Source organism: Bradyrhizobium sp. 155 (genome assembly GCF_023101105.1).
GTDB classification, from domain to species: Bacteria; Pseudomonadota; Alphaproteobacteria; order Rhizobiales; family Xanthobacteraceae; genus Bradyrhizobium; species Bradyrhizobium canariense_D.
The window spans coordinates 5,960,104-5,976,366 of sequence record NZ_CP064704.1; the positions used below are offsets into that span (position 1 = coordinate 5,960,104).

General features: G+C 60.4%; 10 protein-coding genes. 5 read left to right on the forward strand and 5 right to left on the reverse strand.

Features of this window, described 5'->3' with window-relative positions; translation table 11 throughout:
* Window positions 1-13 precede the first annotated feature (13 nt).
* From IVA93_RS28810 to IVA93_RS28825, 4 genes are all read left to right on the forward strand, one after another.
* Complete coding sequence (locus IVA93_RS28810) at window positions 14-1,288, forward strand: glycosyltransferase family 4 protein (RefSeq protein ID WP_018458846.1); 1,275 nt, start codon at window positions 14-16, stop codon at window positions 1,286-1,288.
* Window positions 1,285-2,676: a hypothetical protein gene (locus IVA93_RS28815; RefSeq protein ID WP_018458847.1), complete on the forward strand. Its 1,392-nt coding sequence runs from the start codon at window positions 1,285-1,287 to the stop codon at window positions 2,674-2,676. The genes IVA93_RS28810 and IVA93_RS28815 overlap by 4 nt, the downstream gene beginning before the upstream one ends.
* Window positions 2,677-3,155: 479 nt before the next feature.
* Window positions 3,156-7,067 carry a glycoside hydrolase family protein gene (locus tag IVA93_RS28820; protein ID WP_247789282.1) on the forward strand — a complete coding sequence of 1,304 codons (3,912 nt, stop codon included), beginning with the start codon at window positions 3,156-3,158 and terminating at the stop codon, window positions 7,065-7,067.
* Window positions 7,068-7,282: 215 nt separating this feature from the next.
* Window positions 7,283-8,440, forward strand: a complete 1,158-nt coding sequence (locus IVA93_RS28825; RefSeq protein ID WP_018458849.1) for an acyltransferase family protein — start codon at window positions 7,283-7,285, stop codon at window positions 8,438-8,440.
* Window positions 8,441-8,456: 16 nt separating this feature from the next.
* On the opposite strand, the gene IVA93_RS28830 is transcribed toward IVA93_RS28825, so the two are convergent.
* Both IVA93_RS28830 and IVA93_RS28835 read right to left on the reverse strand, forming a co-directional pair.
* Window positions 8,457-9,818, reverse strand: coding sequence for a polysaccharide pyruvyl transferase family protein (locus IVA93_RS28830; RefSeq protein ID WP_240543968.1), 1,362 nt, complete (start codon window positions 9,816-9,818; stop codon window positions 8,457-8,459).
* Window positions 9,819-9,837: 19 nt separating this feature from the next.
* Window positions 9,838-11,295: a lipopolysaccharide biosynthesis protein gene (locus IVA93_RS28835; RefSeq protein WP_018458851.1), complete on the reverse strand. Its 1,458-nt coding sequence runs from the start codon at window positions 11,293-11,295 to the stop codon at window positions 9,838-9,840.
* A gap of 247 nt (window positions 11,296-11,542) precedes the next feature.
* Here IVA93_RS28835 and IVA93_RS28840 point away from each other — a divergent pair, with 247 nt between their 5' ends.
* Window positions 11,543-12,688 (forward strand): glycosyltransferase family 4 protein, encoded by a 1,146-nt coding sequence (locus tag IVA93_RS28840; RefSeq protein ID WP_247366994.1) that lies wholly within the window; start codon window positions 11,543-11,545, stop codon window positions 12,686-12,688.
* A gap of 22 nt (window positions 12,689-12,710) precedes the next feature.
* Here IVA93_RS28840 and IVA93_RS28845 read toward each other — a convergent pair whose 3' ends face one another.
* The 3 genes from IVA93_RS28845 to IVA93_RS28855 are packed head-to-tail and all read right to left on the reverse strand — an operon-like array spanning window position 12,711 to window position 16,260.
* Window positions 12,711-13,805 (reverse strand): acyltransferase family protein, encoded by a 1,095-nt coding sequence (locus tag IVA93_RS28845; RefSeq protein WP_247542160.1) that lies wholly within the window; start codon window positions 13,803-13,805, stop codon window positions 12,711-12,713.
* Entirely contained in the window at window positions 13,802-14,908 is a 1,107-nt protein-coding gene (locus IVA93_RS28850) for an acyltransferase family protein (RefSeq protein WP_018458855.1), read from the reverse strand. Before IVA93_RS28850 ends, IVA93_RS28845 begins: the two co-directional genes overlap by 4 nt.
* 8 nt (window positions 14,909-14,916) lie before the next feature.
* Window positions 14,917-16,260 (reverse strand): hypothetical protein, encoded by a 1,344-nt coding sequence (locus tag IVA93_RS28855; RefSeq protein ID WP_018458856.1) that lies wholly within the window; start codon window positions 16,258-16,260, stop codon window positions 14,917-14,919.
* Window positions 16,261-16,263 lie beyond the last annotated feature (3 nt).

Sequence of the window (16,263 nt, forward strand, 5' to 3'; positions counted from 1 at the left end):
AGAGGTTGACGCGATGAAGATCCTTTTGACATCCACGCTTTATCCGACCCCGCAGGCACCAAAGATCGTCGGCGGAGCAGAGATCTTCGCGCGGAGATTTGCCGAGGGCCTGGCTCAGCGCGGCGACGAGGTCGAGGTGGTGCGCGCCGCATCCGCACCCGAGCAGGGCCGTGAATTATGCAACGGTATCAACGTCTATTCCGCACCGGTGCAAAACGTCTATGCGCCGTTCACGGAGCAAAAGAACGTCGTGAAACGAAGCATCTGGCATGCGATCGACGATTGGCAGATCCAGGCCCCGATGATCGCGGAGCGCATTCGCGCTTTCAAGCCGGACGTTCTGCATTCCAATAATTTATCGGGCCTGACCACGGCGATCTGGCGGGTAGCCGCCAAGCTCGGAGTTCCGGTCCTGCATACGCTTCATGATTATTATTTGACGTGTCCACGCTGTTCCCGCTTCGACAAGGGCCGCTCCTGCGAACACACCTGTACGAGCTGTGGGATCCTGACGTACCACCGCAAACGGGCGACGCATTGGCTCGATGCCGTGGTCGGCGTCAGCGAGCGCGTCCTCTCCATTCACACCGATATGGGCATGTTTGCCGAGACGCCAATCCGCACCGTCATCCGCAATGCCTCGACCGAGCCGCCGCGCTCACCCTACCCGCGGCCTGTCTGCACGACGGAAGTGACATTCGGCTTCATCGGACGGATCACCGAGGAGAAGGGCATCGACAATCTCATGCGAGCGCTGGCCATGCTGCCGCCCGATCGGATCCGGATGATGATTGCCGGCCGCTTGGGCGATCAGGAACAACAGCGCCTGAGAGCACTGGCGCCGCATGCACGGGTCGAGTTCATGGGATTCGTGTCTCCCGATGAATTCTACAGGCAAGTCGACGTCGTGGTCGCTCCGTCCATCTGGCACGATCCGGGCCCGCTCGTCGTCGCCGATGCCAAGGCGGCGGGCAGACCGCTGCTCGGTACGCACTTTGGCGGCATGCCGGAGGCGATCGAGCATGGCGTAACCGGGTGGTTGACCGAAGCAGATCCACAATCCCTGGCCACGAGCATGCGCGAAATCGCCGCGGACCCGCACAAGATCGACGAGATCAGCCGTCGGCTTATCGCCGACACGAACAAGTGGATCTTTTCCGACGTATTGTCGTCGTACAAGAACCTGTATGAACAACTGCGTCAGCGACGGATGTCGTCCGTGCGCCCGGCAATAGCCGGGGTACCACAAGCGCATGCGGTGGCAAAGAGTAGCTTCATTCCGAGATGACACGTCTCTTCGCGATCGCCGGCTACGTTTACCAAAGCGCAGCAGCGATCATCCTGATCTTTGTGATCAGTCACCTGCTGCCTGCCGCCGACTACACCAATTATTCTCTCGCAATGGCCTCGAGCCAGTTGCTCTGCGTCCTCATGTTCGAGTGGCTGCAGCTCGCGGGGCTGCGCTTTCTTGCGGCCGCCAAGGAGAGCGAGGCGGCTCGACTGAGATCGTCGCTCTTTGCGGCGGCCCTCATGAGCGCCGGCGCGCTCGTTGCGGTCGGGAGCTGCGCCTCCTTGGTCAGCGGCCTCACGCCACGGCTGGTCGTCCTCGGCCTGAGCGTGGCCGTTCTTCAGGGCTCGACCGATTTGTACTTCTTGTCGGTACGACTGTCGAACCGGCTGGGGACCGCCTCCTGCCTTCTTGCCTTGCGTGCGACGGCTCTTTTGGGCGGGGCCGTCTCGGGCGGAATGATCTCAGGCACGGCCGAAGCAACGCTGCTCGGCATCGCATTGGGTCACCTGCTTGGGCTCCTTGCCGGTCTCATCGCATATCGCACGCCGCTGGATCGCGTGTCGCTGCGAACAATGCTGGCTGACTGGAAGGACTTCTCGCGTTACGGCATGCTTGCAGCCGGCGCGTCCGTGATCCATTTGTCCGTGCCGGTTCTGCTTCGTATCATCGTCGTCGGGCGACTCGGCGCCACAGGAGCCGGTGCAGGATTTTCCATTGCGCTCGACCTGCTGCAACGTCCCTTCTGGGTCCTCAATGCGGCGATCCACACCGTGAGTTATCCTGAAGTGGTCAATGATTTCGAGCACGGGAGCGCCACGAAGTCGAGACAATCGGCGCGGCACATGTTCGAGTTCATGATCTGCACAACCCTCGTCCTGCTGGGCGGGCTTGTCGCCTTCATTCCGGACGCGGCCCGCATCCTGGTCCCGCGGGAGAGCGTCGAGGGCTTCCTGGCGACAGGGCCGGCGGTCGCTGCTTTCTACTTCCTCCATACCCACCTGCAGGCGACGATCGCGGTCGTTCCCCACCTGGAAAAGCTCGCGACCAGGCTCGCCCTCGTTGCTGCCGGGCAGCTGGCAATGGTTGCGGCGTTCTCCCTGGTTGCCGTCTGGGCCGGCCTGTCACCCCAAGCGGCAGTCACCTGCGCCTCGATCGCCACGCTCGCGGCGATCTTGGCCGGGCTTGGCCCTACCCTCAGGTTCGATGCGTTCCCGCGCTGGCCCTTGGTGCTTCAGGCGCTCGCAGCCGCCATTCTGATCGGATCGCTCAGTCATGCGCCGAGCGAACCGGCGGCGTGGCTTGCTGGAAAGATCGTCATCGCCGCAATCGTCACGGCTGCGGTCGGCTGGCGCGGAAACTTTCTCCTCCTGGCCCGCCCGAGCTGATCTGTCGACCGGTCTCTTGCAAACCTTCTTTGGAGCTAGATGCGCCCTTGACGCTCTGCCCGCGTCCGCGAAGTTCCTACCGTGGAACTCTCTACTTCGCTTCAAAATGCGGCGAAGTGACTGACAACCAGTACGAGAATATTGAGTGACTTGCTCGTGCCGGCAAACTCTACCAGCGCATCGGGTCGGCCTGACAGCTTCACAGCTCCGCGCCCCAAGTCACATGCATCATTGAAGCGCGACATGCGCATAGATTCAGCAGTGAAACCTTGCGAATTCTTGGAAGCGCCATGTTGAGGTCATGCTGCGTCGGCACGACATCGTTATTGTCTTGAATCAGAGTCGAGCTGTTCCTGCGAGGAACTGCTGATCGCTCTCGATTTGTAGCTCCGATTTTTATCTGAAATTCACACTCGATCGAGAAGGTTGAACGCAAATCCCTGCGAGCAATTTCGTTCGCGTAGAAACTCGAGTGTGAAATGTCGTCAGATCAAACCGTCCTCTCCGCAAGCGGCTTCATCAACTCCATCGGCGTCAACACGCATGCCGGCTTCGGGTGGACCGACTACAATAACCTCGCATTGATGGTCGATGACCTGAAGTATCTTGGCGTCACCCATTTGCGCGACGCGATGGGAACCAGCCCCGCCGCACAACCGGTCGTTGAAGGGCTGGCGGCTGCCGGCTACAAATTCGACTTCCTGGTGTCGTCCGCCCTGCCCCAGCTGGGCACCGCCGGCCTCCAGAAGTATATCGTGTCGCTCGAGAAGTTCGTGGCGAGCCATCCAGGCAGCATCAGCGCCATCGAGGGGCTCAACGAGGCCAATCACCAGCCCTTCAGCTACAATGGCAGCTCGAGCCTTAGCGCTGCGGCCCAGTTCCAAAGCGCGCTCTATCAGGCGGTCAAGGCAGACGGCACGCTTTCCAGCATTCCCGTCATCAATTTGTCGCTCGCCTACAACGATCCCCAAGGCTACAGCCAGCTCGGCAACATGTCGGGCTCGGTCGATTTCGCCAATGCGCATGCCTATGTCAGCACCAGCTTGACGACCAGCAGCTCACTTGCTGCCACCTTGAGCGCCGTCTCGACCGCCGCGCCGGGAAAGCCCATCGTGATTACGGAGACCGGCTACACCACCCAAGCCAACACCCAATATCTCGGTGTCGACGAGACGGTGCAGGCCAAGTCGATCTTGAACACCCTGGTGGATGCCTACAAGGCTGGCGTGAGTGCGACCTATCTCTACGAGATGTTCGATCGCGACTCGTCCGCCAGCAACACCAATCCTGAAGCCAACTTCGGTCTATTCAACTCCGACGGAACGCCGAAGCTCGCCGCGACGGCAATTCACAACCTGACGAGCATTCTGGCCGATGACGGCAAGGGCGGCCTGCAGCCGACTAATCCATTGAACTACACCCTCAGCAACATGCCGGCCTCGGGCAACAGCATGGTGCTCGGCAAGAGCAATGGCGCCTACGAGCTTGTCGTTTGGGCGGAGCCGAAGCTCTGGAATGATGCGGCCGATGCCGAGATCTCCAATCCGACCCAGACGGTCACGGTGAACCTGGGCGGCGTGCATCATTCGGTCAAGGTGTACGACACGCTGACCGGGACCACCGCGATCGCGAGCTACACGGACGTCAGCACCATTACGATTCCGGTCAGCGATCACCCGCTGATCATCGAGATCGACGCGCCTGCGACCACCCCGATTCCGCCGGACACCCGAACCAGTGTCAGCGGTACGGCTGCCGAGATCGTGCCGCAACTGTCCGACCTGAGCACGTCGACGGCGCTTCAAGCCATTACGCTCACCGACTCGCATGTCCTGCCCGTCGCTTCGAAGGCGACGATGGACTATATGATCGCGCATTACGGCAATGCGCTGTCCAAGATCCAGGGCGGCCATTCCTTCTCGATCACGAACTCGGCCGCGACCTGGAGCAGCACGAAAACCTATGATGCCAGCGGCAACCTCCTGTCGAAAGCGGACACCGGCCTGAACGCAAGCGGACTGCCCACTTCGACCACGATCGTCTACACCGACGGGTCCAAAGACGCGATCGGCTACACCGGCGGCGTAAAGACCACCTCCGTCCATTTCGCTACCGACGGAACCAAGACCACCGACACCTACAACACCACCGGCACGCTTCTCAGCGAAGTCGTGCAAAAACCGGACGGCTATTATTCGACGGCCATCTACACCAACGGCGTGAAGACCACGGTCTACGTCAAGAACGCCGACCACACCCAGGACAACTATACCTACAACATCAAGGGGCAGAGCTACACGAGCCAAGTCCAGCACCTGGATTCAACCGGCAAGGTCACGTCCGTGGTCCGCAGCCATGCGGACGGCTCGCTCGATTCGACACAGGTCTACAACAGCGACGGCAGTCGCGTGATCACCACCTATAGCGCCACGGGGGTCAAGCTGGTCGAGACCGACTACCATGCCGATCGCAGCAAGGACGTCTGGACCTACAACATCAAGGGCCAGAACTACGCGACCGAGCACGACGTTTACGATACGACCGGCTTTCTCACGACCCTGACGCGCCTCCACACCGATGGCAGCCTGGCGTTCAAGCTGGTGCAAACGACCGACGGCACCAAGACGACCGATTGGTACAATGCCGCCGGCAGCCTCACCAGCGAAGTCGTCCAAAAGGCCAACGGTTTCAGCTCGACGACGCTCTACAGCAACGGCGTCAAAACCAACGCCTATGTCAAGAATGCCGACGGCAGCCAGGACAATTACGCCTATGGCATCACCGGCCAGAGCTACAGCACACTGATCCAGCACGTCGATCCCTCCGGCAAGGTCACGGCCGTGACCCGCAAGCATGCCGACGGCACGCTCGACTATACGCAGGTCATCAACAACGACGGTAGCAGCGTCGTCACCAACTATGACTCAGCGGGAAAGCGGACGAAGGAAAGCGACTATAACGCCGATGGCAGCAAGGATATCTGGCTTCTCAACATAACCGGCCAGACCTACACGACCGAGCACGACATCTACGATGCGGCGGGCTTCCTCACCTCGCTCGTTCGCACGCACGCCGATGGCAGCCTGGCTTTCAAACTGCAGCAGGGCAGCGACGGCACCAAGGTCTCGGACTGGTACGACGCCAGCGGCATCCTCACCAGTGAGGTCCTGGAGAAGACGAGCGGCTACAGCGCAACGACGATCTACACCAACGGCGTCAAGACCGCGGCCTACATCACCAATGCGGACCAGAGCCACGACAATTACAGCTACAATATAACAGGTCAGAGCTATACCACGCAGTACCAGCACCTCGACCCCTCCGGTGTCACGACCGAAGTGGTCCGCACGCATGCCGACGGGTCGCTCGACTACAGCCAAGTCGTCAATAGCGACGGCAGCAGCGTGGTGAGCAACTACAATGCCTCCGGCGTCAAGATGACGGAGACCGATTACCACGCCAACGGTTCGAAGGACGTCTTCCAGTTCAATATCGTGGGCCAGACCTACACGACCGAGCACGACAGCTACGATCCGACCGGCTTCCTCACTAACATCGTGCGCACCCACGCCGATAGCAGCCTCGCCTTCACGCTTGTCCAGAGCTCAGACGGGACCAAAACCTCGGACTGGTACGACGCCAAGGGCGTTCTGACCAGCGAGGTGACGACGAAGATCGACGGCTATAGCTCCACGACCGCCTACACCAACGGCGTCAAGACTGCCGCGTACATTACCAACGCCGATGGCACGTCGGACAATTGGAGCTACAACATCAAGGGGCAGTCCTACACCACGCAGCATCAGCACCTCGATGCCTCCGGGCATATCGTCGAGCTTACCCGGACCCACGCCGATGGCACGCTGGACTATACCCAGGTCATCAACAACGACGGCAGCAAGCTGACCGGCATCTACGACGGCTCCGGTTCCAAGACCCAGGAGATCGCCAACAACGCCGACGGTTCGAAGGACGTGTTCCTGTTCAACTTCAACGGACAGGCCGGCACGACGCAGCACGAAAACTACAATTCAGCCAATGCACTCCAGTTCTTCGACGACACCAAAACCGACGGCACACACAACGTCACGGCGGTTGCGAGCGGCGTGACGATCCAGGGCGGGGCCGGCAACGACCTGTTCTCGGCGGCGCCGAGCTCGACCACAATCGTCTACGATCACGGCCAAGACCAGATCGTCAACTTCCAGGCCGGCGACGCCGCCACTCACGACGTGATCCAGATCTCGAAGCTCCTCGCCGCGGACTACGGCCATCTGCAAATCACGCAGTCGGGCGCGAACGCCCTGGTCACGCTTTCGGCCAGCGACTCGATCCTCCTGAAGAACGTCAACGTCGCCAGCCTGACGAGCCACGATTTCCTGTTCGTCTGACCACGGCGAATTGTCCGCAGGATCGCATCAATATCTCAGGCGCCGGGACCAGCTCAGGCAAGTCCCGGCGCCGTTCAATAATTAGGCGGTTGCCTTGTCGCGAGGCAGGAGCTGCATAACGGCTATTCGCCTGCCGTCGAACGCCGGCCCAGCGAACTTGCGTCACAATTGACCGCTAAGCAGACGGTAGCGTCAGGCAAGGAATTCGACACGCGATGGAAGCCAATGAAGCAAGACGGTTCGTCGTTCTCGACTTCTATCGTTTCGTTGCCGCTCTCGGCGTTTTCATTTTCCATCTGAAGACCATCGACAGCGGTATCGCGCCGATCTGGAACGGATCTTATGGCCTTTTCGTGGACATGTTCTTCATCTTGTCCGGGTTCGTGATCTCCTATTCCTATCCGTCTGACGCGCGTGGTCTCAAGGCATATTCCCGGTTCATGATCCGCCGCATTGCGCGGATCTATCCGCTGCATTTTCTGACTTTACTCGTGTTCGTATTGCTGATCGGGTTCGGTCTGGACCGATCGGCGAGGTCGACGCCGCTGGACTTCCTGTACAACCTCGTGCTGCTTCAGGCCTGGGGCGTTACCGATCATTTGAGCTTCAACTCTCCGTCCTGGTCGATCAGCGCGGAATTCTTCTGCTATCTGATCTTTCCCCTGCTTATGCTGCTTGCACGCAAGGTCCATCCGCTGGTGCTGGCCGCCATCGTCGCTGCGCTCTATCTGGTCCTGGCCCACGGCCATTTGCCGATCTGGCAAGAACGATCGCAGATGTATGGAGCCAATTATGACTACGGGATGCTCCGTGCGCTGCCGAGCTTCTTGAATGGAATCCTGCTCGCCATATTGTTCAGGTTGTCGCACCCGTATCGGCACAAGCCGGTCGTCTTCGCCGGCATCGCCCTGTTCGGGATCTCCGTGCTTGTCCTGAACATCTTCGCCAAGCCGGATCTGGCCATCATTCTGTTCTCCTGCGCGATCCTGCTCACCGCCGTCGGGGAGAGCGCTTTCGTGCAAATTCCGGGCAGCCGCCTCCTCGGGCGGCTCGGCAACACTTCATACTCGATCTACATGCTGCACGACGCCGTCCTCATCGCCGTATTCAAGCCGTTGTGGGCGTCGCTTGGTCTGCGTCCGGATCAATTTGGCCTCTTTGCTCTCGCGTGCTGCGCGATCCTGACCATCATCGCCGATCGCACCTATGCCTATTTCGAGAACCCGGCGCGGCGGCTGATCAATCGTGGGGCCGACATCGGATTTGGATCGCCGCGCAAAGTGCAATCGTCCGCCAAGACGCCTGCCACCAACAAGACGTCTGTCACCAAGACGTCCGTGCGTTTCGACGAGACGGAGCAGGCCGCCAACTGACGTCCGCCCGCTTCCCTCAGGCGACCTTACCGTCGGACACCGCGTCAACCGACATCAAACCATCGCCCCGCAGCGGAGCGATGTTGGCGCGCGACAGCTCCATGACTGCCGGCAGCATATTGCGGACCTGCGCGCCGGCCGTCTTGTAGGCGCCGAGGAACCTCAGCAGAAACTTCTCGAGATTGTCTCCCGCGAGCAGTTGCTCAGGTGAGAGAAGAAGCGATTCGCTCACACCGAAATGAGCGAACAGGCCCTGGAACTTGTCCTGGTATGTGATCGCCGCAACCGGCGTTCCCTGTCCGAGAGCCGCAATCGCAAGATGCATGCGGCCGGTGACGACGCCGTCCACCAGACCGACGACTGCCTTGATCTCGCTCGCTGACAGCACGTGCTCGACATGATGAACATGGTTGCCCAGCGCTGCGCTCAGGCGACCGGCCAGCGGTCGAAGGCAATTGTCGTCGGCGATCTCCGGACGATAGTCGTGCGCGAGCAACACCCAGCTCGCGTTATGCTCTCGAGACATGCGCTCGATTGCGCTCGCCGCGAGTTCGATCATTCGCCGTAACTTGGCCGGCTCGGATTTCCTGAACAACATCGGGTGGATATTGAAGACAAAGACGTCGCGTCCCTGCCTGCGCTGCTCCGCAATCGCGGCCGCAATCTGCTTCACAGCCGCGGTCTCCGCCTGTGGCACCAGCATGAATGCGGAATCAGCGACGAGGTGCGCACGATTCGGGGCGAACTCTTTGAAGCGCTGAAGAGATAGTGCATCGCGCAAATTCAAGACCACGCCGGGATCGAGCAGCCGAAACACCTCGCGCAATGCCTTGGCCGGACGGGAGTTGAAGCTGAATCCGAGCACGCTGACCTTGGCGCCGCACGCTGCCATGAGATCGGCGACGAGCAGCATGCGAGCGGCGTCCACGGGGGAATAGTAGCCGTCCAGCACGTCTGCCCCCAGAACCATTCCGAAATCCGGCCTGGTGAGAGAAAGCTCCTGCGCCACCGTCATATAGGAAAACGGCTGCCTCCAAAATTCGAGCGGCTTGAACCCCATTGCGCGCACTTCCGCGCTTGCCGCTTTGGTGGCGGTGACAATGTAGACCTCGATGTTCGGATGGGCCTGCTTCATCTCGCCGACGGCCGCCTCGATCATGGCCTCATCGCCGCGCGACTGATGAATGCTCCAGGGGTCGGACGGGAGCAGGACGAGCCGGCGCGGGTTGTTGCGCGGCGCGGCACTGCCGCCGATAGCCTTCCTGGCGATCTGCCACCTGCGCAACTCGAGCAGATCGACCGCAAAGGGCGTGTTCTTCGCGCTGTTGAGCCAGCCTCGGAGATGCTTGCGAACGGGTACCGGAATCAATTGCTTCACGACGTCTTCCTCGTCTTCATCAGGCGGTCGCACCACGCTTCACGACGAAAGCGATCAGGGAGAACAGCTGCTTTCGCCAGAACAGCAAGATGCTCATCAGATAGGTCGCCCCGAAACATGACGAGAGCAGTCCTATCCGCAAATAGGGATTCATGTCCGGGGTCGCTTCGCGGCATAGCGCAACTGCGCCATAAGCCAGAAGGATGGCGCAAAGACAGCCTGCGACGGGCCGCAGAAACTGGTTCCAGCTCAGGCCCAGCAGCCTGAGCGCCAGCGCGAACGTCACGGGCGTCACCACGAGCTGCGCGACAGCGAAGATGGTGGCCAGCTGACCAATGTCGTGCGACGGCAGCAGGAACATGGCGGGGACCACCGTGGCGAATTTGAGAATGTTCAGCAGGAAAACGTAGTTGGGCTTGCCCATGGCGCCAAAATAGGCGCTGTTCACGAACTGCACCGTCTGAATCGCGCCGATGAGCATCAGCGGCCTCATCACGGCTTCGCTGCCGGCCCATTTTGAGCCGAACAGCAGCAGGGAGAACTCCGGCGCGATCGCCGCCAGGAGCACAAAGACCGGAGAGCCAATCAATGCTCCGAGGCTCACGCTTCGCAGATAGGCGTCGGCAATACGGTGACGCTCATGCGCGATCTTGGACAGTGCGCTCAGCGCGACGTCCATGACCGCCTGTGTCAGCAACTGCATCAGGATAATGTAGACCCGCGCGCCCACCGTGTAGATGCCCAAGGCCGCGACGCCATAAAGCGACAGGATGATCATGTCGATCGTACGCACGATGGCGAAGTCCAGCAGCCTGTTCGACACGACGTGGATGCTGTAGCCGGAGAGTTCGCGCAAGCTCTTCAGATCGTAGCCGCGCATCGGGAGCCATCTGGGCTGGCTCCAGAGCCACAGGCCGCTGACCGCGCTCTGAACGACCACCTGGATCACGAGACTGAGGGCACCGAACCCGGCATAGGCACAGGCGATCCCGACCACTCCGGAGATCGCGGTCGCCACCATGGTCCTGAGCGCAAGCACACGAAAATCCATCTGGCGCTTGTAGAGCGCCTCCTGGAACAGCGTGGCGGTACCGATCGGAAGCGAGAGGCTCGCAGCCGTCAAGAGCGGCGCAAGTCCCTTCACGTCGAGCCAACGCTCGATATCGGTCGCCAGCAGGGCGATGAGAACGGCAAGGAGGACCGATGCCGCCAGTGAGCAGAAAAATGGCAGCGTCACGTCCGCAGGCTCGAGCGTGCGTCGCTGGATCAACGCGTCACCGAACCCGAATTCGGAAATGGAGCTCAGGAGCAGCAGGATGAAGCCAACCAGCGCGGCAAGACCGAAATCCGCAGGATTGAGCAGCCGCGCCAATATCAAGAACAGAACAAATGACAGCGCACGGCCGCCCCAGTTCTGCGCCAGCGACCACAACAACGCGACCACGACCTGATGTTGTTTGCCCGGAGTGACGTTCATCAAAAAATCGACCCAATTCCGACAGATCCAATCACAATCGCCCGCTAGACAAACAGGGAATCGATGACCGCGCGTGACGTCGCCCTTTTCCACTCCGTCCCGATGGCGGCAGCAATCGCGCAGCAGTACGACGACGTTATGGCAATCAGATGAGCACCATCTATCATCCGATTTAGCGTGGAAGTGAGTTCAAATCGTGGACTACACTCCAACCGGCTCAGCGATGTGATGCAAAATGGATGCCTTGATGAATTCGCCTACCACCGCCTTCAATCGCAACTCCAGGCGCTTGCGCGTGGCGATCTACGCGCCGCATTTTGCAGAATATTCCTACCGGCTCGCGTCGGGCTTGGCGCGCCATTGCGATGTTCGCCTCGTCCTCAACCGCAAGGATGCGAACCAGCAGTGGGAACTGGCCGATATCGCGGTGACGACACCCTTCAACACAAGGATCCGCGATTTGAGCCTGCGCCGCGCCGGCGCCATCGGCATTCCAGCTTCATTCATGGACATAATTTCGTTTCGTCCAGACGTGGTTCATTGTCACGAAGTTCCGGAAGTCTACACATCCAAGCTGATCCAGTTCCTGCGTCCGCTTGGAATCCCGCTGGTGCTGACCGTTCACGACGCAATTCCTCATTCGGAAGGCGGCTCGGGCACCTCTCCGCGCGAGGACGGCTGGCGCGCGCGCATGCGCGCGGCAGCGTCAGTCGTCACGACGCACGGCGAGAGCTGCATTGCAGATTTCCGCCATGCGACGCCGGACTTTAATGGAGAAATCGTCTCCAGCATGCACGGCGTGCTCATGGTGCCCCCGACGCGCGCCGCGGCCATCGAACCCGAATCTGCACGAATCCTGTTTTTTGGGCGGATGTGGGCTTACAAGGGGTTGGACATCTTCATCGATGCGATCGACCTGCTGGACCGGCGCGGCGTGGCGCACGAAGCGATCGTCGCGGGCCGCGGTCCCGAGATGACGCGGCTCGGCGCGCGCATGGAGGCCATGCCGACGGTCAAAACGATCGATGCCTATATCTCGCCCGAGGATACGGGACAATTATTTCAGTCTGCGACCGTGGTCGCCCTGCCCTATAAGGATGCGACGCAGAGCGGCGTGCTGGCGTCTGCTTACGGGAATTCCCGTCCCGTCGTCGCCAGCGCCACCGGTGGCATTCCTGACGTCGTGACAGACGGCGTGAACGGGCTTCTGGTCCCGCCTGGTAATGCTGCCGCCTTGGCCGATGCGCTCGAACGCGTCCTGACCTCGAAATCGCTTACCGCGACATTGACCGACGGTGCACGGCAGACAGCGGCGGGCCAGTTGAACTGGCATCGCATCGCCGATGGCCTGTTGCCATCCTACCGCAAGCTTGCCGGCCGTACCGTGAGCTGATCGTGACTTATATTGCGATCTTCTAGGCGGACTGTTCCATCTTGCTCAATGACCGAAAGAACATGCCGCGGACCGCGCCATCCAACAATCGTCTCAGCCTCACCTCGATCAGCTCGTAGGTGATCGCGCTTGCAACCAGCGACATCAACGATCCCAGCAGGATGAATGCTGCCCACAGCAGCCAGCGGTCGACACCGACAGCGACGAGCTTGAGCCCGATCACCTGTAACGGAAACAGGACGAACGGGTGCACGAGATAAAGGCTGTAACTTATCTTGCCGACATACTGCAGGGCCGGCGTGCTGAGCGCCCTGGCGAGACCGGAGTCCGGGGCCAGCACCATGGCGAACAGCAAAAGGCCCGGAATAAGACCTACGAACGGGTGAAACAGCACCAGGCTCGCGTACATGGCGACCCCGCACGTCAGGCCCGCCATCAAGCCAAGAGGTCCCGGAATGGAGATGCGCCAACCCGTGGCGCTGAGAAGCATGCCAATGCAGAAGAACGCCGTGATCGGGCAATGCAGGACACAGGCCACGCCCAGCAAGATCAGGGGCGCCGCCAGCATTCTCCCTCCGATGCGCCACACCGAGAATGTCAGCCCGAACCAGATGTAGAACGCCCATTCGTAAGTCAAGGTCCAGGCATTCTGCTGAGCGATGGGCAAGCCGAGAGCGTCCTGCACGAAGAACAGATTGGCCGTGAAGATCGCGAGATAACCGGTCAGATCGATCCCGCGGAAGAATTTGTAGCCCACGATCGGGCCAATCACGAACAGCGCGAGATGCAGCACGACGAACACCGGCATGATGCGCAGGACACGGTCGAAGAAGAACCTTGGCAGCGAGCCGTGCCGCACCAGACTGGCCGGGATCAGGAAGCCGCTGATCATGAAAAACAGCTCGACACCGTGGCCGCCGACATTGATCACCGATTGCAGCCAGAGCCAGAGCGGCGGCAGGAAGCCCGGATCCGGAATGTCGTACACGCCTCCCTTTGGCATGTCGTAGAAATGATCCATCAGCACGCTCAGCGCCGCAATGCCACGAAGTCCCTGGACGGAGGGAACGAAAGATCCGTCGTATCCGGCATTCGGCTGGCGCGTTTTTTCGATCACTCAGCTGCCCCTTGCGCGCTGAGCGCCGGCTCGAGAACGACCGCCCTCCTGCGCTTCGACCGGAACCTCTGGCCGAACGATATGCTGGGCTTCTCGACGAACGCATATGTCGACCAGCTGACCAGAATTGACAATGCTGCGACCAGCGCGGCGAAAGCGGCCCATCCCAGCGGTCCATCACCGAGCCAGACGAGGCGATGGATCCAGACGATCACGAACGGCGACATCAAATAGACGGAATAGCTGATGGTTCCCACGAACGCCATCGAGCGCCAGGCCATCCTCTCACCGAACGCCGCAAACGCGATGAAGACGAGCGCTGCGCAGACATAAGCCGACCCGATCGAATAGCTGTAGAAGAAGTTCTCCTGATAGACGCCGCCGAACCGCCTCTCCGCCAGCGTGATGGCGAAGATCGCATAGAACACCGTACAAACGGCGACGTGCGGCCATCGCAGCTTTCCGCCGATGACGGTGTCGCGGATGACCTTGCCCAGGAACATCGCCGAAAGGTTCAGCCCAACCTCCATCAGCGACGACACCGTCCTGCTTTCGATCAGAAGTGCTGCGGCGGTCCCGACCAGCGCCGCAGCAATGACAATCGCAACTGCAGTAAAGCGCCGGTTCAGCAATCCCATCGCGAAAAGAATGGTGCATCCGACATAGAACAGGAGCTCGATCGCCAACGTCCAGTAGAAGATCCAGAGGTTCGGGATGTTCACGAAAGTCTGCAGCATCGTCACGTTCGCGATGACCTGCGACAACGGGTAGGCATTGGCCTCCAGCACCTGCATCGTGACGAGCCCGATCACCATCGACGTCCAGTACGCCGGGTAGAGCCGAAAGAAGCGGCTGATCGTGAAATCGCGCACAGGAGTAGCACTGTCCGGAAAACTGAACGGGATGACGAATCCGCTGACGAAGAAGAACAGCACGACTCCGAACCGGCCGAAGTTCATGTAGTAGCCGATCGCATCGTGGAAGACCCAGTAATACGCGCCGGTGGGGTGCTTCTGGACGATCACCTCGAACACGTGCTGGAACAGCACCGCCAACACGGCAATGCCGCGCAGCGTATCGATGAATGCAAGCCGTCTATGCATCGTTTGTCTCATCTGCTCCCACGCGCTGCCGTCCCTGGCATATCTACGCCGAGACCCTCCAATGAGCGGATCGGCCGCGGCAATTCTATCGGAACGGTATCGGCTGCCCGTGCGGAGGTCGCCCGCCGGGAGAATACTTCGCTGAAGCTCAATGCGATGATCAGGAGCCCTGATGCTGGACCGTAGTTCAGGACGGTGATGGTAAACAGGTTGACCACGAAGAGCAGCGTCAGCTTGTAGACGTCGGTCGCTCCGAAGTTGGCGCGGAACACCATCACCATGAATGCGACGAACGGAAGCCCGAACATCAGGTATGTTCCGATGTAGAAGTTGTCGACCGGTACCCAGTACGCCGCGAGCGGCGAGAAAAGCTTCTGCGGATAGTTGAAGCAACCCGCGCCGCAGCCGGTTACCAGACCGATCGGCATCAGCTGGCTCATGTAGACGAACGGCAGCTGCCAGCTGTTATTGATGCGGTCGAGAATGCTGAACAAGGTCGAGTGCGGCACTGCTGCGGTGCCCGATGCGACCACGATCATGAAGAACGGAACGAGGATCGCAGCGAACGACCACAACGCGATCGCGCGGATCGCGGGGAAACGCGACTTCTCCGGCAGCATTCGCACGATCACCAGCAGCACCAGGTACAGCACGAGAACGATCATGGTCGTCTTGCTGGTGGTCAGACGAATGACGTAAACCGCCAGGGAGCCGTACAGAAGGCACCAGAGCGTGCTCTTGCGGATCGACGTGATCGCAAACGACACGAGGATGAAGAATGCGGCCATGGTATTGTCGGCGGCAAAGCCCATCAGGCGCTGATCGTCACCGCCATAGGCCCACCATAGCCGGCCCGCCTCACGCACGGCGCCAAAGGATTCATATTTGTAGCCGACCCAGGGCATGAGGTAGAACTTGGTCAACAACACGCCGATGACGGAGAGATAGAAGGTCACGGCGATGATCGACAGCAGCTTTCGGTAGGAACCCAGGCTCGAATCGCAGAAACAGAATCCGACAAACACCGGCAGCATCATCTTGAAAGCCGAGATCGCGGCGGTCGCAGTGCCCATCATGAAGTAGCCGAGCACCAGCGACAGCATGATCTGCGCGAACACCAGGAGCGCCAGGGTGCTGCGATTGCGCAAAATGCAATGCACGAAGAACTGGGCCAGACACAGCAGCGCGACGCCGTCGGGCAGGTACCAGAGCGTGTCCAGATGAAAGATGCTGGTGTAGTAGCGGATCACGCCGCCGAAGGCGTCTCGGACCAGATAAACCCCGAGCGCGATCGCCTCGATGTTGAGGCTGACCAGCGTGATCTGCGGGCGCTGCAGCGCAAGGGCCGTCATGCT